This is a genomic window from Agromyces sp. NSFZ (assembly GCF_056156205.1).
In genome coordinates this window covers 1,304,874-1,327,163 of record NZ_CM149585.1, presented here as the reverse complement: position 1 = coordinate 1,327,163, position 22,290 = coordinate 1,304,874, and the positions used below count along the sequence as shown (strand labels likewise).

At 70.2% G+C, this 22,290-nt stretch carries 21 protein-coding genes; 10 read left to right on the top strand and 11 right to left on the bottom strand.

The genetic code is table 11. The annotated features are described in order from the left end of the window. Positions 1 to 34: 34 nt before the first annotated feature. From ACVFI9_RS06265 to ACVFI9_RS06225, 9 genes are all read right to left on the bottom strand, one after another. A complete protein-coding gene (locus ACVFI9_RS06265; protein ID WP_474765186.1) occupies positions 35 to 1,156 on the bottom strand; it encodes an adenosine deaminase in 1,122 nt (373 codons plus the stop codon). 97 nt (positions 1,157 to 1,253) lie between these two features. Beyond that, the gene (locus ACVFI9_RS06260) at positions 1,254 to 2,555 is read right to left on the bottom strand and encodes a thymidine phosphorylase (RefSeq protein WP_474765185.1); all 1,302 of its coding nucleotides are present in this window, start codon (positions 2,553 to 2,555) and stop codon (positions 1,254 to 1,256) included. Then, the gene (locus ACVFI9_RS06255) at positions 2,552 to 2,971 is read right to left on the bottom strand and encodes a cytidine deaminase (RefSeq protein ID WP_474765184.1); all 420 of its coding nucleotides are present in this window, start codon (positions 2,969 to 2,971) and stop codon (positions 2,552 to 2,554) included. The genes ACVFI9_RS06260 and ACVFI9_RS06255 overlap by 4 nt, the downstream gene beginning before the upstream one ends. A 35-nt stretch (positions 2,972 to 3,006) precedes the next feature. Beyond that, positions 3,007 to 4,296: an ABC transporter permease gene (locus tag ACVFI9_RS06250; RefSeq protein WP_474765183.1), complete on the bottom strand. Its 1,290-nt coding sequence runs from the start codon at positions 4,294 to 4,296 to the stop codon at positions 3,007 to 3,009. Next, on the bottom strand, positions 4,293 to 5,678 hold the full coding sequence (locus ACVFI9_RS06245) for an ABC transporter permease (RefSeq protein ID WP_474765182.1): 1,386 nt from the start codon (positions 5,676 to 5,678) through the stop codon (positions 4,293 to 4,295). The genes ACVFI9_RS06250 and ACVFI9_RS06245 overlap by 4 nt, the downstream gene beginning before the upstream one ends. Continuing rightward, a complete protein-coding gene (locus ACVFI9_RS06240) occupies positions 5,675 to 7,192 on the bottom strand; it encodes an ABC transporter ATP-binding protein (protein ID WP_474765181.1) in 1,518 nt (505 codons plus the stop codon). Before ACVFI9_RS06240 ends, ACVFI9_RS06245 begins: the two co-directional genes overlap by 4 nt. Before the next feature lie 165 nt (positions 7,193 to 7,357). Further along, a complete protein-coding gene (locus ACVFI9_RS06235) occupies positions 7,358 to 8,443 on the bottom strand; it encodes a BMP family lipoprotein (RefSeq protein ID WP_474765180.1) in 1,086 nt (361 codons plus the stop codon). A 222-nt stretch (positions 8,444 to 8,665) separates the two neighbouring features. Further along, on the bottom strand, positions 8,666 to 9,727 hold the full coding sequence (locus ACVFI9_RS06230; protein WP_474765179.1) for a BMP family lipoprotein: 1,062 nt from the start codon (positions 9,725 to 9,727) through the stop codon (positions 8,666 to 8,668). A gap of 42 nt (positions 9,728 to 9,769) precedes the next feature. Continuing rightward, positions 9,770 to 10,894: a mannose-1-phosphate guanylyltransferase gene (locus tag ACVFI9_RS06225; RefSeq protein WP_474765178.1), complete on the bottom strand. Its 1,125-nt coding sequence runs from the start codon at positions 10,892 to 10,894 to the stop codon at positions 9,770 to 9,772. Positions 10,895 to 11,101: 207 nt separating this feature from the next. On the opposite strand from ACVFI9_RS06225, the gene sdhC reads away from it, so the two are divergent. From sdhC to ACVFI9_RS06175, 10 genes are all read left to right on the top strand, one after another. Further along, entirely contained in the window at positions 11,102 to 11,524 is a 423-nt protein-coding gene (sdhC, locus tag ACVFI9_RS06220) for a succinate dehydrogenase, cytochrome b556 subunit (protein ID WP_474765177.1), read from the top strand. A gap of 13 nt (positions 11,525 to 11,537) precedes the next feature. Then, complete coding sequence (locus ACVFI9_RS06215; RefSeq protein ID WP_474765176.1) at positions 11,538 to 11,984, top strand: succinate dehydrogenase hydrophobic membrane anchor subunit; 447 nt, start codon at positions 11,538 to 11,540, stop codon at positions 11,982 to 11,984. Positions 11,985 to 12,000: 16 nt separating this feature from the next. Continuing rightward, positions 12,001 to 13,800, top strand: coding sequence for a succinate dehydrogenase flavoprotein subunit (gene sdhA, locus ACVFI9_RS06210; RefSeq protein WP_474766190.1), 1,800 nt, complete (start codon positions 12,001 to 12,003; stop codon positions 13,798 to 13,800). A gap of 1 nt (position 13,801) precedes the next feature. Next, positions 13,802 to 14,560, top strand: a complete 759-nt coding sequence (locus ACVFI9_RS06205; protein ID WP_474765175.1) for a succinate dehydrogenase iron-sulfur subunit — start codon at positions 13,802 to 13,804, stop codon at positions 14,558 to 14,560. 62 nt (positions 14,561 to 14,622) lie between these two features. Next, on the top strand, positions 14,623 to 15,780 hold the full coding sequence (locus ACVFI9_RS06200; protein WP_474765174.1) for a YihY/virulence factor BrkB family protein: 1,158 nt from the start codon (positions 14,623 to 14,625) through the stop codon (positions 15,778 to 15,780). Positions 15,781 to 15,790: 10 nt separating this feature from the next. Further along, on the top strand, positions 15,791 to 16,630 hold the full coding sequence (locus tag ACVFI9_RS06195; RefSeq protein WP_474765173.1) for an exodeoxyribonuclease III: 840 nt from the start codon (positions 15,791 to 15,793) through the stop codon (positions 16,628 to 16,630). 31 nt (positions 16,631 to 16,661) lie between these two features. Further along, positions 16,662 to 17,675 (top strand): tryptophan--tRNA ligase, encoded by a 1,014-nt coding sequence (gene trpS, locus ACVFI9_RS06190; protein ID WP_474765172.1) that lies wholly within the window; start codon positions 16,662 to 16,664, stop codon positions 17,673 to 17,675. A gap of 2 nt (positions 17,676 to 17,677) precedes the next feature. After that, positions 17,678 to 18,259 (top strand): GNAT family N-acetyltransferase, encoded by a 582-nt coding sequence (locus ACVFI9_RS06185; RefSeq protein ID WP_474765171.1) that lies wholly within the window; start codon positions 17,678 to 17,680, stop codon positions 18,257 to 18,259. Then, complete coding sequence (locus tag ACVFI9_RS06180) at positions 18,256 to 19,008, top strand: HAD family hydrolase (protein ID WP_474765170.1); 753 nt, start codon at positions 18,256 to 18,258, stop codon at positions 19,006 to 19,008. Before ACVFI9_RS06185 ends, ACVFI9_RS06180 begins: the two co-directional genes overlap by 4 nt. A 263-nt stretch (positions 19,009 to 19,271) precedes the next feature. Further along, positions 19,272 to 20,387: a hypothetical protein gene (locus tag ACVFI9_RS06175; RefSeq protein ID WP_474765169.1), complete on the top strand. Its 1,116-nt coding sequence runs from the start codon at positions 19,272 to 19,274 to the stop codon at positions 20,385 to 20,387. A gap of 57 nt (positions 20,388 to 20,444) precedes the next feature. Here ACVFI9_RS06175 and ACVFI9_RS06170 read toward each other — a convergent pair whose 3' ends face one another. After that, positions 20,445 to 21,635: a thiolase domain-containing protein gene (locus tag ACVFI9_RS06170; protein WP_474765168.1), complete on the bottom strand. Its 1,191-nt coding sequence runs from the start codon at positions 21,633 to 21,635 to the stop codon at positions 20,445 to 20,447. Further along, the gene (locus ACVFI9_RS06165; protein ID WP_474765167.1) at positions 21,632 to 22,285 is read right to left on the bottom strand and encodes a CoA transferase subunit B; all 654 of its coding nucleotides are present in this window, start codon (positions 22,283 to 22,285) and stop codon (positions 21,632 to 21,634) included. Before ACVFI9_RS06165 ends, ACVFI9_RS06170 begins: the two co-directional genes overlap by 4 nt. Positions 22,286 to 22,290 lie beyond the last annotated feature (5 nt).

Sequence of the window (22,290 nt, the reverse complement as noted above, 5' to 3'; positions counted from 1 at the left end):
CAGGGCGGCGGGGAGGGGGTGCCCGGCAGGTCGTTCAGGCTCGGTCGAAGCCGTCCTGGATGAGCTCGGCGAGCTCCTCCCGGTCGTCGAGGGGAAGGAAGGCCGCGGCCGCGGCGTTGAGCTGGAACGTCTCGAAGTCCTCGAGATCGTACCCGAACGCGTCGCTCAGGAGTGCCAGCTCGCGCGTCAGCGACGTCCCGCTCTGCAGGCGGTTGTCGGTGTTCACGGTCACGCGGAAGCCGAGCTGGTAGAGCAGGTCGAACGGATGGTCGACCAGCTCGTCGCCCCAGGCGGCGATCGCGCCCGTCTGGAGGTTCGAGGACGGGCTGGTCTCGAGGGCGATCTCGCGGTCGCGCACCCACTGCGCGACCGGACCGAGCGAGACGTAGGTGTTCTCGTCGTCCTGCCGCTCGATGACGAGGTCCTCGGCGATGCGGACGCCGTGGCCGAGCCGGAGCGCCCGCCCGTCGAAGAGGGCGCTGCGGATGGAGTCGAGACCGTCGGCCTCACCGGCGTGCACGGTGACGGGGACGAACTGGCCGGCGAGGAAGTCGAAGGCGGTGCGATGGCGGCTCGGCAGGAACCCGGCCTCCGGGCCCGCGATGTCGAATCCGACGACACCGCGCTCGCGGTGCCGCACGGCGAGCTCGGCGATCTCGAGTCCGCGGTCGTTGTGCCGCATGGCGGTGACGAGCTGGCCCGCACGGATGCCGCGGCCCTGGTGCCGTGCGTCCTCGACGCCCTGCTCGATGCCGGCCTGCACCGCCTCGACGACGTCGTCGAGCGAGAGACCGCGGGCGAGATGCTGCTCGGGCGCCCACCGGATCTCTCCGTAGATCACTCCGTCGGCGGCGAGGTCCTGCACGAACTCGCGCGCCACGCGCGTCAGCCCCGTGCGGGTCTGCATGACGGCCGTCGTGAGGTCGAACGTCTTGAGGTACTCCACGAGCGAGCCGGAGTTGGACTGCTCGGCGAACCACGTCTCGAGACCCTCGGCGTCGGGCGCGGGCACCTCGAGCCCGAGTTCGTCGGCGAGCTCGATGAGGGTCTGCGGGCGGAGGCCGCCGTCGAGGTGGTCGTGCAACGAGATCTTCGGCAGGTCCTGGATGCTCGTGCCGTCGCCCTCGAGGCGATACTCCGTCGGAATCGTGTTCACGACTCAACGATAGCGGCGGGTTCGCCGCGAAGTCTCGGCATTCTCGAAGCCACGCCGCTTACGTCCGCCGGGCGCGGAGCGGGCGCGGGCGGCACGCTCATCGGCCGATGCGGTCGGCGATGAGCGGGCCGCCGCCGTCGATCGGGTCGCCGGCGTCGCCGATGCGGTAGGCGCCCTCGAGCGCCTCGAGTGCGCGAGCGAATCGCTCGGGCTCGTCGGCGTGCAGGGTGAAGAGCGGTTCGCCCCTGCGCACCGCGTCGCCGGGCTTCGCGTGCAGGTCGATGCCGGCGGCGTGCTGCACCGGGTCCTGCTTGCGGGCGCGACCGGCACCGAGGCGCCACGCGGCGATGCCGAACGGCAGGGCCTCCTGGGCGACGAGCACGCCGTCGCGGTCGGCGGTCACGACGTGCTGCTCGCGTGCGACCGGCAGCGCGGCGTCGGGGTCTCCGCCCTGCGCCCGGATCGCGCGGTTCCACGTGTCCATCGCGCGACCGTCGTCGAGCGCCGCCTCCACGTCGGCGTCGTGCACGCCGGCCAGGGCGAGCATCTCGCGGGCGAGCGCCACCGTGAGCTCGCGGACGTCGGCGGGCCCGCCGCCGGCGAGCACCTCGACCGACTCGCGGACCTCGTTGGCGTTGCCGATGGTGCGGCCGAGGGGCACGTTCATGTTGGTGAGGAGCGCCGAGGTCGCGACGCCGGCGTCCTCGCCGAGCTCGACCATCGTGCGGGCGAGCTCGCGCGATCGCTCGATGTCCTGCAGGAAGGCGCCCGATCCGAACTTGACGTCGAGGACGAGCGCCCCGGTGCCCTCGGCGATCTTCTTCGACATGATCGACGAGGCGATCAGCGGGATCGCCTCGACGGTGCCCGTGATGTCGCGGAGCGCGTACAGCTTCTTGTCTGCCGGGGCGAGGCCGGAACCCGCGGCGCAGATCACGCCGCCGACGTCGCGCAGCTGGGCGAACATCTCCTCGTTGGTGAGGTCGGCCCGCCACCCGGGAATGGACTCGAGCTTGTCGAGCGTGCCACCCGTGTGGCCGAGGCCCCGGCCCGAGAGCTGCGGCACCGCGACGCCGAAGGTCGCCACGAGCGGCATGAGCGGAAGCGTGATCTTGTCGCCCACGCCGCCCGTCGAGTGCTTGTCACACGTGGGCTTGCCGAGCTCCGAGAAGTCCATGCGCTCGCCCGAGGCGATCATCGCCATGGTCAGGTCGCGGATCTCGCGGCGGCTCATGCCGTTGAGGAAGATCGCCATGGTCATGGCCGACATCTGCTCGTCGGCGACGTAGCCGCGCGTGTAGGCATCGATCAGCCAGTCGATCTCGGCGGTGTCGAGCTCGTGCCCGTCGCGCTTCGCGCGGATGAGGTCGACGGCGTCGAAGCGCTCGACCGCGCTCACGAACGAGCCCCGTGGAATTCGGCGAGCTGCCGGGGACCGAAGGCGTCGGGCAGCACCTCGTCGATGGTCTTCACGCCCGAAACGGTCTCGAGGAGCATCCCATCGGCGGAGTGCTCGTAGAGCAACTGCCGGCAGCGACCGCACGGCATGAGCGTCGCGCCGTGGCCGTCGACGCAGGTGAAGGCGACGAGCTTGCCGCCGCCCGACATGATGAGGGCCGAGACCAGCGAGCACTCGGCGCAGAGGGTGACGCCGTACGACGCGTTCTCGACGTTGCATCCGCTCACGACACGCCCGTCGTCGACGATGGCGGCCACGCCCACCGGGAACTCCGAGTACGGCACGTAGGCCTTGGCCATCGCCTCGCGCGCGCGCTCGCGCAGCATCTCCCAGTCGATCGCATCCGTTGCGGTCATGGTGCTCCCCCGTTCAGGATGAGTCGGTTTCGTGATCAGGACTTGATGTACGGCTTCCCGTCGGCGGCCGGCGCGCGGGACTTCCCGACGAATCCGGCGACGGCGAAGATCGTGACGACGTACGGCAGCATCAACATGAACTCGCTCGGCACGGGCGAGCCGATGACCGACAGCGTGTTCTGCAGGTTCGAGGCGAACCCGAACAGCAGCGCCGCGAGCGTCGCCTTGATCGGATCCCACTGGCCGAAGATCACCGCGGCCAGCGCGATGAAGCCCGCGCCGGCGGTCATCTCGCGGTTGAACGCGATGCCCGACCCGATGGTGAAGAACGTGCCGCCGAGGCCGGCGATGGCGCCCGCGAGGGCGACGTTCCAGAACCTCGTGCGGTTGACGTTGATGCCGACGGTGTCGGCGGCCTGGGGGTGCTCGCCGACGGCGCGCACGCGGAGTCCCCAACGGGTCTTGAAGAGCCCGAACCAGACGAGTGCGACCGCGATGTACATGAGGTACACGACGAGCGTCTGGCGGAAGAGCACCGGTCCGATGATCGGGATCTCGCTGAGGATGGGGATCGGCAGGCGATCGAACCGCGGCGGGGTGTTCAGCGTGGCCGCGTTCGGGGCGAGCACCTGCGAGAAGAAGAAGCTCGTGAGGCCCACGACGAGCACGTTGAGCACGACACCGACGATGACCTGGTCGACGAAGTACTTGATCGCGAACGCGGCGAGCACCATGCCCACGAGCATGCCCGCGACCATGGCGGCCACGAGGCCGAGCAGCGGCTGGCCCGTCACGGAGGCGACGATCGCCGCGGTGAACGCGCCGGCGAGCAGCTGGCCCTCGATCGCGATGTTGACGACGCCGGACCGTTCGCCGATGACGCCCGCCAGGGAGCCGAAGATGAGCGGTACCGCGAGGCTCAGCGATCCGAACAGGAGCCCGATCATGGGCAGCGACGCCCCGGCACCCGCCCAGGTCAGGAACCCGAAGACGAACAGGATCGCGAACACGACGATGAGCCACAGCGGCACACGGCGCTTCGTGTTGACGAGGAAGGCCGAGTACGCCGTCGCGAGGGCGAGCAGGACCACCACGATCCACAGCGCCGGCATGGTGGGGACCACCAGTTCGGGGAGCTGGATGACGTCGTTCGGCAGCGACAACCGATAGGTCGTGTCGCCGGGGCGCGGTGCGAACACCGCGAGCGCGAGCAGGAGGACGGTGAAGACGCCGAGCGCGATGGGCGCCTTCCAGCTCGTCACGACGGTGGTGTCGAGCGCCTGGGGCTGCGGCGCCAGGCTGCGGTCGTCGGCGGTGGTGCTCACTTCGCCGTCACCTCCTTCGTGGCGTTCTTGCGGGTTCGCTTCTTCTTGCCTTCGGGATCGGGCAGGCCGAAGATCGTGCGCACGAGCGGCGGGGCCGCGATGAAGAGCACGATGAGCGACTGCACGACGAGCACGATCTCGATGGGCACGCCCTCGGCCGCCTGCATCGAGAAGCCGCCGGCCTTGAACGCGCCGAACAGGATGCCGGCCGCGAAGGTGCCCCACGGCGTCGAGCGCCCGAGCAGTGCCACGGTGATCGCATCGAAGCCGATGCCGGCGTCGATGCCGGCCGTGAACCCGCTGGTGACGGTGCCGAGCACCTGGCTGACGCCCGCGAGGCCGAGCAGGGCGCCGGCGATGAGCATCGCGTAGACGTACATGCCCTTCACGTTGATGCCGGCCACGCGCGCCGCGTTGGGGTTGATGCCGACGGCGCGGAACTGGAAGCCGAGGTTGGAGCGGTTGAGGATCCACCACACGATGACGGTCGCGAGCACGGCGAGGATGAAGCCGAAGTGCAGGTTGAACTGCGGCCCGAGCAGGTCGGGGAAGATCGCCGTCTCCTTCATGGGCGGTGTCTTCGGGTTGGACGAGCCCGGGGCCTGCAGCAGGCCGGGCGTGCGCAGCATCCACGACACCAGGTAGAACGCGACGTAGTTCAGCATGATCGTCACGATCACCTCGTGCGCGCCGGTGCGCGCCTTCAGGAAACCGGCGATGCCGCCCCAGATCGCGCCGCCGACGAGGCCGCCGAGCAGGGCGACGAGCATGTGGATGCCCGGGGGCAGGTCGAACCCGAACGCGATCCAGCCGGCGACGGATGCCGCGATGAGCATCTGGCCGCGACCACCGATGTTGAACATGCCGACGCGGAACGCCAGCGCCACACCCAGGCCGCCCGCGATGAGCGGCGTCGCGAAGGTGAGCGTCTCGGTGAGGGGGCGGATGCCGGCGATGAACGTGTCACGGCGGAAGTTGTAGATCGCGCCCTGGAACAGGGCCGAGTACGCGCCCGCCACCGAATCCCAGATCGCCTCGATGGTGTCCCACGGACGGGCGAAGAAGTACGCGCTCGTCTCCTGCACGCGCTCGTCGGTGAACGCGATCATGATCGCTCCGACCACGAGGGCGATGACCACCGCCAGCACCGAGATGATGGCGTTGCCCGTGGCGATCTGATTGAGCGTCGTGTGCCACTTCGACGGCGGCGGCACGTCGGCGCCGCCCGCCTCCCGCGGACCAGGGCCCGACGACGTCGCCTCGGCGTCGCGGGCTGCGGTGACCTTGTCGTCGGACGCAGCGGCCGGCTCCTGGATGGCGACGTCGGCGTCGAGTTCGTCGGCGCGCGGCGCGTCGCGGCGCGGCTCGTTGGGGTCGCTCATGCCGCGGCTCCTTCTGCGGGGGTTTCTCCGGCCATCATCAGGCCGAGCACGTCGCGGGGCGTGTCGCCCGGCACGATGCCGACGATGCGGCCGCGGTACATCACCATGATGCGATCGGCGAGCGCGGCCACCTCGTCGAGCTCGGTGGACACCACGACCACCGGCACGCCGGAGTCGCGCGCCTCGACGATGCGCTTGTGGATGAACTCGATCGAGCCCACGTCGACGCCACGCGTCGGCTGCGCGGCCACGAGCAGCCGCAGCTCGCGGCTCAGCTCGCGCGCGAGCACCACCTTCTGCTGGTTGCCGCCCGAGAGCCGATTCGCCCACTCGTCGATGCCCTGGGTGCGGATGTCGAACTCCTTCACCTTCTCGCGCGCGAACTCGGCGAGGGCGCCCCGCTGCAGGTTGCCGGCGCGCACGAAGGGCGGTCCGGAGCTGCGGTCGAGCATGAGGTTCTCGGCGATGGTGAACTCGCCGACGAGCCCGTCTTCGGTGCGGTCCTCTGGGACGAAGCCGACGCCCGCGTCGAGGATGTCGCGCACGCCTGCTCCACTGAGCTGCTGCCCGTCGAGCGTGATGGAGCCCTGGACGCGGGGCTGGAGCCCGAGGAGCGCCTCGGTGAGTTCGGTCTGGCCGTTGCCCTGCACGCCCGCGACCGCGAGGATCTCTCCGCGACGCACCGTGAAGCTCACGTCGTTCACGACGAGCTGGCCGATGTGGTCGATGACGCTGAGGTGCTCGACCACGAGCGCCTCGTCGCCGAGCTTCGGCTCCTCCTTGTGCACGGTGAGTTCGACGGCGCGGCCGACCATCATGGACGCGAGCTCGGCGTTGGAGGCCGTGGGCGCGGCCTCGCCGACGACCTTGCCGAGGCGGATGACCGTGATGCGGTCGGCGACCTCGCGCACCTCGCGGAGCTTGTGCGTGATGAAGACGATCGAGGTGCCGGTCTGCTTGAGCTGGCGCATCATGCCCATCAGCTCGTCGGTCTCCTGCGGGGTGAGCACCGCGGTGGGCTCGTCGAAGACGAGCACGCGCGCGTCGCGGGAGAGCGCCTTGATGATCTCGACGCGCTGCTGGACACCGACGGGCAGGTCTTCGACGATGGCGTCGGGGTCGACGTGGAAGCCGAATCGCCGGGAGATCTCGTTGACCTTCTCGCGTGCTGCGGCGAGGTCGAGCACGCCACCGGCCTTCGTCGACTCGTTGCCGAGCATGACGTTCTCGGCGACGGTGAAGACGGGGATCAGCATGAAGTGCTGGTGCACCATGCCGATGCCCGCGGCCATGGCATCGCCCGGACCCGTGAAGTGCTGCACCTCGCCGTCGAGGAGCACCTGACCCGCATCGGCCTGGTAGAGGCCGTAGAGCACGTTCATGAGGGTCGACTTGCCCGCGCCGTTCTCGCCGAGGAGGGCGTGGATCTCGCCGGCCTCCACGGTGAGGTCGATGTGGTCGTTGGCGACCAGGCTGCCGAATCGCTTCGTGATGCCGCGAAGTTCGAGCTTCATGTTCCCGATCCTAGTGACGAGGCTGCATCCGTTGGAGATGCTGCGCGAATGTTGAAGGGCCCGAATGGGGCGCGCTCAGATGTTGGCGAGTGCGCTCCGATCCGCACCCGGACGCGGATCGGGGAGGCCGGCCAGGGCCGACCTCCCCGATCAGGGTGCCGTGTACTACTCGGCGAGGTAGGACTTGACCTCGATGTCGCCCGCGATGATCGCGGCCTTGAGGTCGTCGAGCTCGCCCTGCAGCGTGTCGGAGACCTTCGCCTCGAAGTCGTGGAACGGAGCCACGCCGACGCCCTCGTTCTCGAGGGTGCCGATGAACGGCGTCGGGTCGAAGTCGCCCTCGCCCGCGGCGACCACGGCCTCGTAGGTGCCGACGTCGATGCCCTTGAGGATCGAGGTGAGCATGAGGTCGGCGACCGACGGGTCGGTCTCGGTGAAGTCGGCGTCGACGCCGATCATGGCGATCTCACGACCGGCCTCGCGGATGGCCGCGGCGGCCGACTGGTAGATCGGGCCGCCGACGGGCAGGAGCACGTCGACGTTCTGGTCGATCAGGCTCTGCGCCGTCTGGCGAGCGGTGTCGTTGGCCTCGAAGCCACCGGTGAAGAGACCGTCGGTGCCGTCCCAGCCGAGCACCGTGACGCCCTTGCCCTTCTCGGTGTTGTAGTGGTCGACGCCCTGCTTGAAGCCGTCCATGAAGATCGAGACGGTCGGGAAGTTCATGCCGCCGAACGTGCCGACCGTGTTGGTCGTCGTGAAGTCGGCCGCCGCGTAGCCGGCGAGGAACGCCGCCTGCGCGGTGTCGAAGAGGATCGGCTTGATGTTCGGGGCGTCGATCTCGCCGTCGAAGTCGTTGTCGGCAGCATCGTCGATGATGACGTACTCGATGTCGGGGTTCGCGAGGGCCGACTCGACCGTGGCGGCCGAGAGCGCGAAGCCGACGGTGACGATGAGGTTGCAGCCCTGGTCGACGAGGCTCGTCAGGTTCGGCGCGTAGTCGGTCTCGGACTGCGACTCGACCTCGACCGTCTCGACGCCGAGCTCCTCGGCCGCGCGCTGCAGGCCCTCGAAGCTCAGCTGGTTGAAGGACTTGTCGTCGAAGCCGCCCGCATCGGACACCATGCAGGGCAGGAAGTCGAGGGCCTCGCCCCCGTCGCCGCCGTCGGACTCCTCTGGGGCGGATGCGCAGCCGGCGAGCAGCAGGGCCGCGCCGAAGATGGCAAGACCGCTGAAGGCGGCCTTCCGGGTCATGAACGTCACTGTGTCCTCCAAAGACTCGGCCCCAACCTCCGTGGGACTCGTCCAGTCACGTTACCGAATGTTGCGCCGCCCGCTCAGGGGCGCAGAGGTCAGGACGCCCAATGGTTATGAAGACGCGACATTCTGCTCATATGAGCAGCAGGAACCGCCGATGCTCGTCGACGATGGCCGTTCTCGACGGGCTCCCTTCGACAGGTTCTGGGAGCGGGCCGATCAGGGAGCGGAGGGCGACTCCACGACGAGCTCGCCCGAGATGATCCGCTCGCGCAGGTCCTGGATCTCGGCGTCGAGCTCGGCACTCACGAGGGGCGCCAGGTCGTGGTACGGCGCGATCTCGACGCCGCCGTTCTCGAGCGTGCCCACGTACGGCTCGTTCGTGAAGGTGTCGTCGAGCACCGAGCCGACGATCTCGACCATCGCGTCCTGCGTGTTCTTCAGCACGCTCGTGAGCAGTACCGGCCGGAACTCCTCGGCGAGCGACTCGTAGCCGTCGCTGTCGACCCAGATCACCGACACCCCGCCGCGCTCGAGCGCGGCGGAGATCGTGCCCTCGCCCACCTGGCCGGCGACGGGCAGGATCACGTCGGCGCCCTGGTCGATGAGGCTCTCGGTGAGCGCCTTGCCCTTGTTGATGTCCTCGAAGTCGCCGGTGAACGCCCCGTCCTGGGCGGCCTTGTCCCAGCCGAGCACCCGCACCGCGGTGCCGTGGGCGCTGTTGTACGCGGCGACCCCGTCGACGAAGCCGTCCATGAAGAGCGTCACGGGCGGCTGGTTGCCGCCGCCGTAGGTCGCCACGACCCCGGTCTTGGAGACCCCGGCGGCGAGGTAGCCCGCGAGGAACGACGCCTGCGCGGTGTCGAACACCACGGGCTTCACGTTGTCGGCCTCGACCGTCTCGTCGACGATCGCGAACGCGAGGTCGGGGTTGTCCCCGGCCTGGGTGAGCGTGGCATCGGCGAGCTCCCAGCCGACCGTCACGATGAGCTCGCAGCCCGAGTCGACCGCCTGCTGCACGTTCGGCGCCAGGTCGGTCTCGCCCGTGGAGACGATCGCCTCGGCGTCGATGCCGTACTCGGACTCGGCGTCCTGCAGGCCCTCCCAGCTCGCCTGGTTGAACGAGCGGTCCTCGAGGCCGCCCGAGTTCGTCACCATCCGCACGCACGAGTCGCTCGCGGCGTCGTCGCCCCCCGACTCGGGCGCGGGAGCGCACCCGGCCAGGACGACGGATGCCGCGACCAACGTCGCCCCGTACCCGAACCACCGACGCACCGTCATCCGCTTGCCCCGTTCTCTCGCATGCTCCGGTCCGATCACGGCTCAGAGCACGTCACTCGATCCGCCGAGCCGGAGTGCGTCGACGACCGCCTTGACCCGCTGGGCGTGCTCGCTCGTGGTGACGAGGAGCGCGTCGGGCGTGTCCACCACGACGATATCGTGCACGCCGATCAGGCTGATCACCCGATTCGACCGGCTCACCACGATGCCGCTCGAGGTGTCGGCCAGGACACGGGCATGCTCGCCGAGGATCGCGAGCTCCCCCGAGCGGCCGGCGGTGGCGAGCTTCGCGAGGGAGGCGAAATCGCCCACGTCGTCCCATTGGAAGTGGCCGCGCACGACGGCGAGCCGTCCCTCGGCGGCGGCCGGCTCGGCGACCGAGTAGTCGATGGCGATCTTCTCGAGCCCCGGCCAGATGCGGTCGACCGCCGGGCCGCGCCGATCGGGGTCGTCCCACGCCGCGGCGAGCTCGACGAGGCCGGCGTGCAGCTCCGGCTTCGTGCGCGCGAGCTCGTCGAGCAGGGTCGACGCCTTCGCGATGAACATCCCGGCGTTCCAGAGGTGCCGTCCGCCCTCGAGGTAGCCCCTCGCCGTGTCGAGGTCGGGCTTCTCGACGAAGTTCGCCACCCGCTCGACGACCTTGGCGCCCGGCACGTCGACGGGCCCGCCGCACTCGATGTACCCGAAGCCCACGGCGGGCTCGGTCGGCGTGATGCCGATCGTCGCGATGTAGCCGGCACGCGCGGCCGCGACCGCGTCGCGCACGGCGGAGCGGAACAGCGTCTCGCCCGAGATGACGTGGTCGGCGGCGAACGAGCCGATCACGACGCCGGGCTCGCGGTGCTCGAGGATCGCGGCGGCGAGGCCGATGGCGGCGGTGGAGTCGCGCGGCTCGGACTCGAGCACGACGTTCGCGTCGGCGAGGGCGGGCAGCTGCGCCTCGACGGCGGCACGGTGGGCTCGCCCGGTCACCACCATGATGCGCTGCTCGCCGGCGATGGGCGCGAGGCGATCCCAGGTGTCCTTGAGGAGGGTCTGCCCCGAACCGGTGAGGTCGTGCAGGAACTTCGGCGCGTCGGCGCGGGAGAGCGGCCAGAGCCGGGAGCCGACGCCGCCGGCCGGGATGACGGCGTAGAAGTCGTCGATCGGGTGGGGTGCGTCGGACATGCGTTCGAGGATAGCGTCCAGGCCGCGGAACGCCTCCGGGCCTGTGCACGGGCTCGCGGCATCCGGCACCGGGATATCTCGACGTCGAGAGAACTGCCGTCGCGGGCACGACGGCGTTCCCGACACGCGGCTAGACTCTGAACCGGGCTTCCGCCCCGTCGCGCCCGCCTGTCACGGGCCATCTCACACAGCCAGGGAGGGTTGTTCATGCCAGAGACCTCGGCAGGAACCCTGACCACACCCGCGAAGCCGGCGAAGCAGAAGCCGGGCGGCACGCTGTATCGCGGCCGCGAGGGAATGTGGTCGTGGGTGCTGCACCGCATCACCGGTGTCGCGATCTTCTTCTTCCTCCTGGTGCACGTGCTCGACACGGCCCTCGTGCGGGTGAGCCCCGAGGCGTACAACGCGGTCATCGGCGCCTACCAGACGCCCATCATGGGACTCGGCGAGGTCGCCCTCGTCGGCGCGATCGTGTTCCACGCCTTCAACGGCCTGCGCATCATCCTCGTCGACTTCTGGTCGTGGGCGACGCGTCACCAGCGCGTGCTGTTCTACGTCGTCATCGCCCTCTGGGTCATCACGATGCTGGGCTTCACGCCGCGCCACCTGATCAACGTCTTCAGCCACTGAGGAGGCCAGCGACATGACCGCCATCGAAGCGCCTCGCACCCCCGTCCGCCCCGCACCCAGGCGCGGCGTGAACTGGGAGAAGTGGGGCTGGATCTACATGCGCGCCTCCGGCGTCGTGCTCATCGTGCTGATCTTCGGCCACCTGTTCATGAACCTCATGGTCGGCGACGGCATCCAGGCCATCGACTTCGGGTTCGTCGGCGGCAAGTGGGCCGATCCGTTCTGGCAGTGGTGGGACGTGCTGATGCTCTGGCTGGCGCTCATCCACGGCGCCAACGGCATGCGCACGCTCGTGAACGACTACACGAGCCCCGGCCTGGTGCAGAAGGTGCTGAAGGGCGCGCTCGCGGCCGCGGCCGTCGTGCTCATCGTGCTCGGCACGCTCGTGGTCTTCACCTTCGACCCCTGCCCCGCCGGCTCGCCCGCCGACCTGCTTCCCTCGTTCTGCACCGCCGTCTAGGAGAACCGTGAATCCTGTGAGCGCCCCCGTCGAGACGAAGGTCGTCGACGGCGTCCACCACCACCAGTTCGACATCGTCATCGTCGGCGCCGGCGGCGCGGGCATGCGGGCCGCGATCGAAGCGGGCCCCGGCGCGCGCACGGCCGTCATCTCGAAGCTCTACCCGACCCGCTCCCACACGGGCGCGGCGCAGGGCGGCATGGCCGCCGCCCTCGCGAACGTCGAGGAGGACAGCTGGGAGTGGCACACCTTCGACACCGTCAAGGGCGGCGACTACCTCGTCGACCAGGATGCGGCCGAGATCCTCGCCAAGGAGGCCATCGACGCGGTCATCGACCTCGAGAACATGGGCCTCCCGTTCAACCGCACGCCAGAGGGCAAGATCGACCAGCGCCGCTTCGGCGGCCACACGCGCGACCACGGCAAGGCGCCGGTGCGACGCGCGTGCTACGCGGCCGACCGCACGGGTCACATGATCCTGCAGACCCTGTTCCAGAACTGCGTCAAGCTCGGCATCGAGTTCTACAACGAGTTCTACGCACTCGACCTCGTGATGACCGAGGTCGACGGTGTCCAGCAGCCGTCGGGCATCGTCGCCTACGAACTCGCCACGGGCGAGCTGCACGTGTTCCAGGCGAAGGCGATCATCTTCGCGACCGGCGGCTTCGGCAAGATCTTCAAGACGACCTCGAACGCGCACACCCTCACGGGCGACGGCGTCGGCATCGTCTGGCGCAAGGGCCTGCCGCTCGAGGACATGGAGTTCTTCCAGTTCCACCCCACCGGCCTGGCCGGCCTCGGCATCCTGCTCACCGAGGGTGCCCGCGGCGAGGGCGCGATCCTCCGCAACGCGAGCGGCGAACGGTTCATGGAGCGGTACGCCCCGACCATCAAGGACCTGGCGCCGCGCGACATCGTCGCGAGGTGCATGGTGCAGGAGGTCGCCGAGGGCCGGGGCGCCGGCCCGCACAAGGACTACGTGCTCCTCGACTGCACCCACCTCGGCGCCGAGGTGCTCGAGACGAAGCTGCCCGACATCACCGAGTTCGCCCGCACCTACCTCGGCGTCGACCCGGTGTACGAGCCCGTCCCGGTGATGCCGACCGCGCACTACGCCATGGGCGGCATCCCCACCAACGTGGCCGCCGAGGTGCTCCGCGACAACACCACGGTGGTGCCCGGCCTCTACGCCGCGGGCGAGTGCGCCTGCGTCTCGGTGCACGGCTCCAACCGCCTCGGCACGAACTCGCTGCTCGACATCAACGTCTTCGGCAAGCGCGCCGGCCGGAACGCGGTCGAGTACGTCAAGGGCGTCGACTTCACGCCGCTGCCCGCCGACCCGGCCGGCGCGGTGCGCCGCATGCTCGACGAGCTCCGCGACTCGAACGGCACCGAGCGGATCGCCGCGATCCGCAAGGAGCTGCAGGACGAGATGGACAAGAACGCGCAGGTGTTCCGCACCGACGAGTCCCTCGCCCACGTGACCGAGGTCATCGCCGGCCTCCGCGAGCGCTACCGCAACGTCGCCGTCCAGGACAAGGGCAAGCGCTTCAACACCGACCTGCTCGAGGCCGTCGAGCTCGGATTCCTCCTCGACCTCGCCGAGGTGGTCGTGTTCTCGGCGCGCAACCGCAAGGAGAGCCGCGGCGGGCACATGCGCGACGACTTCCCGAACCGCGACGACGAGCAGTACATGCAGCACACCATGGCCTACCTGTCCGGCGACCCGCACTCCTCGCTCGCCGACGACCACATCCGGCTCGACTGGAAGCCCGTGACCATCACCCGGTACCAGCCGATGGAAAGGAAGTACTGACGTGTCCACCGCCACGCTCGAGGCCCAGTCGACGGATGCCGCGCTGCAGTCGTTCACCGTCACGTTCCTGATCCGCCGGTTCGATCCCGATGTCGACACCGAGCCGCGCTGGCAGGACTTCGACGTCGAGATGTTCGCCACCGACCGCGTGCTCGACGCCCTGCACAAGATCAAGTGGGAGCAGGACGGCTCGCTCACGTTCCGCCGTTCCTGCGCGCACGGCATCTGCGGCTCCGACGCCATGCGGATCAACGGCCGCAACCGGCTGGCCTGCAAGACGCTCATCAAGGACCTCGACATCTCGAAGCCCATCTACGTGGAGGCGATCAAGGGCCTGCCCCTCGAGAAGGACCTCGTCGTCGACATGGAGCCGTTCTTCGCGAGCTATCGCGAGGTGCAGCCGTTCCTCATCGCGAACTCGAAGCCCGAGGCCGGCAAGGAGCGCATCCAGTCGATCGCCAAGCGCGAGATCTTCGACGACACCACCAAGTGCATCCTGTGCGCCGCGTGCACCTCGTCGTGCCCCGTGTTCTGGACCGACGGGCAGTACTTCGGCCCCGCGGCGATCGTGAACGCGCACCGGTTCATCTTCGACGACCGCGACGACGCCGCGAACGTGCGCCTCGACATCCTCAACGACAAGGAGGGCGTGTGGCGCTGCCGCACGACCTTCAACTGCACCGAGGCCTGCCCGCGCGGCATCGAGGTGACGAAGGCGATCGCCGAGGTCAAGCAGGCGATCATGCGCGGCAAGCCCTGACCGGCCGGCAACACGACACGCGAGGCCGCGGGCGATGCCCGCGGCCTCGCTAGTCTGAGGGCGTGAGCGAGCGTCGTCCCATTCGCGACCGGTTCGAGCAGCCGATCGACCGGGTGACGACGCTCACGAACAAGACGCTGGCGCTCTTCCCCGTGCGGGTGTGGCGGCATTTCCTGGCCCGCAACGGCTTCCTGCTCTCGGCGGGCATGAGCTACCAGGCGCTGTTCGCGATCTTCGCGGCGGTCTACGTGGTGTTCGCCGTCGCGGGCATCTGGCTCACCGGGAACCCGCACACGCTCGAGGCGTTCATCCTCCTGCTCAACACGTATGCACCCGGCCTCATCGGTGAGCACGGTGTGATCTCGACCGAGGACCTCGTCGCGATCACGACCGCGAACACCAGCCTGTTCGGCTGGACGGGCGCCGTGGCCCTCGCCGGCCTGATCTGGACCGCGATCGCCTGGATCACGCTCTCGCGGATCGCGGTGCGGAGCATCTTCGGACTGCCGAAGGACACGCGCGCCTACCTCTACCTCAAGGCGCGCGACTTCCTCGCCGGCCTCGCGTTCGGCACGATCATCCTGGTCGCCACGGTGCTCTCCGTCGTGGCGACGTCGTTCTTCGGCTGGCTGCTCGACCTGTTCGGCCGCTCCGATGATCGCGGCTGGCAGGCCGGCCTCCTGCAGTCCGGTGCGGTCCTCGTCGTCTTCGTCATCGACACGCTCGCGCTCGCGGTGCTGTTCCGGTTCCTCTCGGGGGCGGCGATGCCCTGGCGCCGGATGTGGGCGGGGTCGCTCCTCGGCTCGGCGGCGATCTCCGTGCTGCAGTTCCTCAGCGGCTTCCTCGTGTCGGGGGCGAGCAGCAATCCGCTGCTCGCGACGTTCACGGTCTTCATCGCGCTCCTCCTCTGGTTCCGGCTCACGAGCATCGTGATGCTCGTGGCCGCGAGCTGGATCGCCGTCGAGGCGGCCGACCACCACGAGACGCTCAGGTCGGTCACGCCCGAGCAGCTCCTCGCCGAGCAGCTGGCGCAGGAGCAACGGGCACTCGTCACGGCCGCGCGCGTGCGCGTGCGCGAGGCGCGACAGGAGCTCGTCGGAGCGAGCTGGCTCGAGCGGTATCCGGCCCGTCGGCGGCTGGCCCGGGCGGAGGCCGAGCTGGCTCGCGCCGAGGCATCCGCCCCCGTCAAGGCGGAAGGCGACGTCGGAGGGCTCCCGTAGGATCGAAGGCATGCCCCCCGCGAAACCCCTCCGCGTCGCCACGGTCAACGTCAACGGAGTGCGCGCCGCATTCCGCCGGGGCATGGGCGAGTGGCTGGCCGGGCGTGACGTCGACATCCTCGCCATGCAGGAGGTGCGGGCGTCCACCGAAGACCTGCAGTCGCTCCTCGGCGACGACTGGGACATCCTGCACGACCCGGCGACGGCGAAGGGCCGCGCCGGAGTCGCCATCGCGAGCCGCAATCGGGCGAGCATCCACCGGGTCGAGTTCGGCGCCGCCGACTTCGACACCGCTGGCCGCTGGCTCGAGGCCGACTACGAGGTCGGCGATCGGGTGGTGACCGTCGTGAGCGCGTACGTGCACTCCGGCGAGGCCGACACGCAGAAGCAGGTCGAGAAGTACCGGTTCCTCGACGCCATGGAGGCGAGGCTGCCCGCGCTCGCGGCCCAGTCGGAGCTCGCGCTCGTGGTCGGCGACCTCAACGTCGGCCACCGCACGCTCGACATCCGCAATTGGAAGGGCAACGTGAAGCGCGCCGGCTTCCTGCCCGACGAGCGCGCGTACTTCGATCGCTTCGTCGGCGCGGAGGACGACCCCGACTACAACCGCGGCGCAGGCCTCGGGTGGGTCGACGTCGGCCGGAGGTTCGCCGGCGAGGTCGATGGGCCGTACGCGTGGTGGTCGTGGCGCGGCAAGGCGTTCGACAACGACACGGGCTGGCGCATCGACTACCAGCTCGCGACCCCGGCACTGGCCGATGCCGTGGTCGCCTACTCGGTCGACCGCGCCGACTCCTACGACACGCGATGGTCCGATCACGCTCCCGTGGTCGCCGACTACGCCATCTGACTCCCCCGCTGACAAGGAAACCCTCCACCGCATGGACACTCCCAACCGCCCCATCGTGTTCTCGGGCATGCAGCCCTCGAGCGATTCGCTGCACCTCGGCAACTACCTCGGCGCCCTCGTGAACTGGGTCGCGCTGCAAGACGAGGCCGACCCGATCTACTGCGTCGTCGACCTGCACGCGATCACGGTCCCCCAAGACCCGAAGGCCCTGCATGAGGCCACGCGACGCACGGCCGCGCAGTACCTGGCCGCCGGCGTCGACCTCGAGCGGGCCACGCTGTTCGTGCAGTCCCACGTGCCCGCGCACACCGAGCTCGCCTGGGTGCTGGGCACCATCACGGGCTTCGGCGAGGCGGGTCGCATGACCCAGTTCAAGGACAAGTCGGCCAAGCAGGGCGCCGAGGGCACCACGGTGGGCCTGTTCACCTACCCCGTGCTGATGGCCGCCGACATCCTGCTCTACGGCACGCAGCTCGTGCCGGTCGGCGACGACCAGCGCCAGCACCTCGAGCTCACCCGCGACCTCGCGCAGCGCTTCAACACGCGGTTCGGCGACACGTTCGTGGTGCCCGAGGCGCTGATCCCAAAGGAGTCGGCGCGCATCTACGACCTGCAGGACCCGACCGCCAAGATGTCGAAGTCGGCCGCATCCGAGGCCGGCCTCGTGAAGCTCCTCGACGACCCGGCGGTCACGGCGAAGAAGTTCCGCAGCGCGGTCACCGACACGGGGCGCGAGGTGCGCTACGACGCGGCCGAGAAGCCGGGCATCTCGAACCTCCTCGACATCCTCGCGGCGATCACCGGCCGGCCGATCCCCGAGCTCGAGACCGAGTACGAGGGCCGCGGCTACGGGGACTTCAAGAAGGATGTGGCCGAGGCCGTCGTCGATCGGGTCGCCCCGATCCGCGCTCGCACGCTCGAGCTCATGGAGGACCCGGCCGAGCTCGACCGCCTGCTCGCGATCGGCGCTGAGCGAGCGGCCGAGCGAGCCGAGCGGATGCTCCGAACGGTCTACGACCGCGTCGGTTTCGTGCGTCGGGGCTGATCGTGATCCCGGTCGGCATTCGCACGGCGCGGCTCGTGCTCGACCTGCCCGTGCCCGCCGACGCGGAGCTCATCGCGCACTACTGCCAGGACCCGCTCTTCGAGCGCTACCTCACCACGCCGTGGCCGTACACCCGTGCCGATGCCGACGCGTTCCTCGGCGAGCACGTGCCCGCCGCGTGGGCGAACGGCAGCGAGCTCACCTGGGCACTCCGCCGCACCGAGGACGGTCCACTCCTCGGCGTGATCAGCGTGCGCGACGTCCAGCACGAGCTCGGCTTCTGGATCGGCGCCGAGCATCGCGGGGCGGGGCTCATGAGCGAGGCCGCGACGGCCGTCGTGGAGTGGACGCTCGGCGGCGGCATTCCCGGCGCCGAGACCGTGTTCTGGCGTGCCGTGGAGGGCAACGTCGCGTCCGCACGCGTCGCTCGGGCCGCGGGGTTCCGGCGCATCCGGCCCGAGCATCCGACGGTGCCCACGCGAGACGGCGGGAGCACGCTGCCGGCGTGGTACGCGGTGCGCGAGGCATCCATCGATCCGAGGGCGCGCGCGAGCTGGGACTCGGTCCTCGAGGCCGCGGCGTGAACCCTGCCCCGCCGGCACGACCGGTCGTGCTCTTCGACCTCGACGACACCCTCATGGCGCATCGCGAGGCGGTCGCCGCCGGCATCGTGCTGCACATGCGCGCACGCGACTACCCCGGTGACGAGTCCGCGGCGGCGCGCCGCTGGCACGAGCTCGAGGAGGAGCACTACCTCGCCTACCTCGGCGGCGCACTCACCTTCGAGGGTCAGCGTCGGGCCAGAGCCGGCGCGTTCGCCCGGCACTTCGGCGAGGAGCTCGACGATGCCGACGCGAGCCGATGGTTCGCCGAGTACTTCGAGCGCTACCGCGAGTCGTGGTCGCTGCACGACGACGTCGCTCCGACCCTCGACGCGCTCACGGCTCACTTCCCGGGCGTGCGCTTCGGCATCATCACGAACGGCGAGCTCGAGTACCAGTCGGCGAAGATCGCACGGCTCGCGCTCGGCGACCGCGTCGAACACGTCATCGCCTCGGGGGCAGTGGGCGTCACGAAACCCGACCCCGCGATCTTCCGATTCGCCGTCGATCGGTTCGCTGCGACCGCTCCGGTCTCGGCCGCCGCGTACATCGGCGACCGACTGCACACCGACGCCATCGGCGCCGCGAACGCGGGCCTCATCGGCGTCTGGCTGAATCGGCTGGGCGAGACGCCGACGGTCGAGGATGCCGCTGCGGCGCGTGCCGCCGGCGTGCTCGAGGTGCGCGGACTGGCCGAGCTCCCCGACCTGCTCGGCTCGCGCTGGCCCTGAGCCTCGCTGCGGGCACCGCCGAGCGCGCGGAACGGGCCGGACGCACCCCCATGCGCCCGGCCCGTCGTCCCACCGTACCCGCCCGGAACCCCGGCGACCTCCTCGTCGGCCGGGATCCGGGATCCGGAGTGCTCCAGCTCGCACTAGCGTGAGATCGACGCGAGTGGCCGACGGACAGCGAGGGCGAACGGATGACGGCAGTGATCGACGCATCGATCGAGGCACCCGGCGGGGCGCCGCGGTAGCCCCCGCTGTGGCCGGTCGTGCTGCTGATCCTCACCGTGGGGCTCGTCTCCGCCACGATCGGCACGCTCGTACAGCACGCGGTCTCCTCATGGGTCTACGAGCGCGCCCACGCGGAGTACGCCATGGTGCACGCCGCCGTCACCGATACCGCCGACGACTACACCGGCCTCCTCGAACGCGCCGAGCTCACGAGCACGCAGGCCGGAGCACTCGTGCAGGTGGCCGATCCGGCCTACGCCGACCCTGCCGCCCTCGGTTCGCTGACGGATGCCTCGAACGCGCTCGCTTCGGCCCTCCTGAACCTGCCCGACGCCGAGCTCGCCCCGCGCCTGGGCATCGTCGAACCCGACGAGCACGCGGGAGCACCGTGGGACCGCTACGCGGACGCCGCACGGCTGCTCGAGGTGCGCGAGCTCCGCGACAGCGAGCTCGCCGAGCTCGAGTCGGCGAGCCGAGAGCTCTCCGCAGCCCGCGCGACCGTCGTCGACGCCCGGGAGTCGGTCTTCGCCGCACTCGCGGCAACCGGCGAACAGGCGCTCGCCGACCATCCCTCGGCGAGTCATCGAGCCCGCATCGACCTCCAGCACGCCATCGACCAATCGGGCGGCACGTGGGGACATCCCGAGGACTCGGCCGGGGCGTTCACCGCCACGGTGGCGGCCATCGAGGAGGTGCGCACCTCGCACGCCGCCGAGGAGGCGCGCCGGCTGGAGCATCCGCTGCGCGCCGAGATCGAGGCGTTCGCGCGCTCGATCGCGGCCGGCGTCGGGCTCGAGTTCGTCTGGGCCTACGAGGTGGCCGGACTCTCGAGCGACGCCTGGTACTCGGGAACCGCCGAGTTCATGACCGACGACGACGACGGCTGGGGCCGCATCTCGCTCACCGAGAGCATCGAACGCGAGTGGCGGGACGACGAGAACGCCCGTGCCGTGGTGGTCCATGAGGTCGGGCACACGCAGGTGCTGCGCGACGCGTGCTACGCGATCTTCGCGGCAGCGCCGTTCAGCGGCGACCACGAGATGTGGGCCACCGCGTGGGCCATCGGCATGGGGTACGACCTCCCGGGTGCGGGCATCGAGGCGTACGGCCGGCCGGCCGACGCCCAGATCGACGCGGCAGCGGCGTGCCGTTGACGCCCCGACGGCCGAAGGGCCCGAGCGGATGGCGCTGCCGACCGCCCCACCGCGGGCTCAGACCGCCTCGAGCACGCTCACGTAGTTCGCGATCGCGACACCGCCCATGTTGTGCACCGCGCCGCGGCGTGCGCCGGGCAGTTGGAGGTCGCCGGCGGTTCCGGTCAGCTGCATCGCCGCGATGACGTGTTGCGAGACCCCGGTGGCGCCGACGGGATGTCCCTTGGCCTTGAGCCCGCCCGAGACGTTCACGGGCAGTCGGCCCTCGCGATGCACCCAGCCGTCCTCGACCGCCCGCGCGCCGTCGCCCTCTGCGGTGAGGCCGATCGCCTCGTAGACGAGGAGCTCGGCGATCGTGAAGCAGTCGTGCACCTCGGCGAAGTCGAGGTCGTCGAGACCGGCTCCCGACATCTCCGTCGCGCGCTGCCACGCCAGGCGCGTTCCGGCGAAGGCGAGGGGGTCGCGGCGAGCCGCGGGTGCGTAGTCGTTGGCGGCGCCGAAGCCCGCCAGGCGCGCGGGAGCGGTGGCCGCGGCCGAGGAGGGGCTCGTCGTGATGACGAGCGCGGCGGCCCCATCGGAGACGGGCGAGCAGTCGGTGCGCCGGAGCGGCGCGTCGATCAACGGGTTCCGCTCCGAGACCGTGCGGCAGAACTCGACGCCGAGGTCCTTGCGCAATTGCGCGTACGGGTTGTCCACACCGTTGCGATGGTTCTTCGCGGCGATCGATCCGAGCACGTCGCCCACCGGCCCGTGCCGCTCCTCGTAGGCGCGGGCCACCTCCGCGAACAGGCCCGTGAACCCCGTGCGCGAGGGGCGGCCGGCCCAGTCGTAGTCGGCACCGAGCAGCGCCGACCCCACGACGTCGGCTCCGGCATCCGTCATCTTCTCGGCACCGATCACGAGCACGTTCCTCGCCGTGCCGGCGAGCAGGGACTTCACGCCCTGCTGGAACGCTGCGGAGCCCGAGGCGCAGGCGTTCTCGACGCGCGACGCGGGAACGCCGTGCAGCTCGTCGGAGATCTGCAGCGCGAGCGACGAGGGGAACGCGTACGCCACCATGCCGGCGTTGTACTGCGCGAAGACGACCTCGTCGATGTCGCCGGGCTCGAGCCCCGCCGCGGCGATCGCGTCGCGCCCGACCCCGACGGCGAGGCTCTCGAGTGTCTCGCCCTCGAGCTTGCCGAACCGGCTGTGGCCCCACCCGGTGATCAGGACGTCGCGACCGAACCGCTCCTCGACGCCGCTCACGCCGCGACCTCCGCCTCGAGCTCGACGCGGAACGCGGCGCCGGTGTTCGCGCGCAGGTCGTCGACGGCGACCCCGGGCGCGAGGCGCCGGAGCGTGAGGCCCTCCGGCTCGATGTCGAACACCGCGAGGTCGCTGATGATGCGGTCGACGACGCCCTTGCCGGTCAGCGGCAGGCTGCACTCCCGCACGATCTTGGGGCTCCCGTCCTTGGCGACGTGGTCGGTGAGGACGATCACCCTCGGCGCGCCGGCGACGAGGTCCATGGCGCCGCCCATGCCCTTGACCATCTTCCCGGGGATCGTCCAGTTCGCGAGGTCGCCCGCGCCCGACACCTCCATGGCGCCGAGGATCGCCATGGCGACGTGGCCGCCGCGGATCATGGCGAAGGACGTGGCCGAGTCGAAGATGCTGCTGCCCGGCAGGAGCGTCACGGTCTGCTTTCCGGCGTTGATGAGGTCGGCGTCGACCTCCTCCTCGGTGGGGTACGGTCCCATGCCGAGGATGCCGTTCTCGCTCTGCAACACGACCCGCACTCCCTCGGGGAGGTTGTTCGCGACGAGCGTCGGGATGCCGATCCCGAGGTTCACGTAGTCGCCGTCGTGCAGTTCGGATGCCGCGATGGCGGCCATCTCGTCACGCGTCCATGGCATCGGGG

Coding starts and splice junctions, on each gene's coding strand:
- ACVFI9_RS06225 (WP_474765178.1), bottom strand. CDS start 10,894: ATGTCCGACGCACCCCACCCGATCGACGACTTCTACGCCGTCATCCCG.
- ACVFI9_RS06255 (WP_474765184.1), bottom strand. CDS start 2,971: ATGACCGCAACGGATGCGATCGACTGGGAGATGCTGCGCGAGCGCGCG.
- ACVFI9_RS06215 (WP_474765176.1), top strand. CDS start 11,538: ATGACCGCCATCGAAGCGCCTCGCACCCCCGTCCGCCCCGCACCCAGG.
- ACVFI9_RS06230 (WP_474765179.1), bottom strand. CDS start 9,727: ATGACGGTGCGTCGGTGGTTCGGGTACGGGGCGACGTTGGTCGCGGCA.
- ACVFI9_RS06245 (WP_474765182.1), bottom strand. CDS start 5,678: ATGAGCGACCCCAACGAGCCGCGCCGCGACGCGCCGCGCGCCGACGAA.
- ACVFI9_RS06195 (WP_474765173.1), top strand. CDS start 15,791: ATGCCCCCCGCGAAACCCCTCCGCGTCGCCACGGTCAACGTCAACGGA.
- ACVFI9_RS06165 (WP_474765167.1), bottom strand. CDS start 22,285: ATGCCATGGACGCGTGACGAGATGGCCGCCATCGCGGCATCCGAACTG.
- sdhC (WP_474765177.1), top strand. CDS start 11,102: ATGCCAGAGACCTCGGCAGGAACCCTGACCACACCCGCGAAGCCGGCG.
- ACVFI9_RS06235 (WP_474765180.1), bottom strand. CDS start 8,443: ATGACCCGGAAGGCCGCCTTCAGCGGTCTTGCCATCTTCGGCGCGGCC.
- trpS (WP_474765172.1), top strand. CDS start 16,662: ATGGACACTCCCAACCGCCCCATCGTGTTCTCGGGCATGCAGCCCTCG.
- ACVFI9_RS06240 (WP_474765181.1), bottom strand. CDS start 7,192: ATGAAGCTCGAACTTCGCGGCATCACGAAGCGATTCGGCAGCCTGGTC.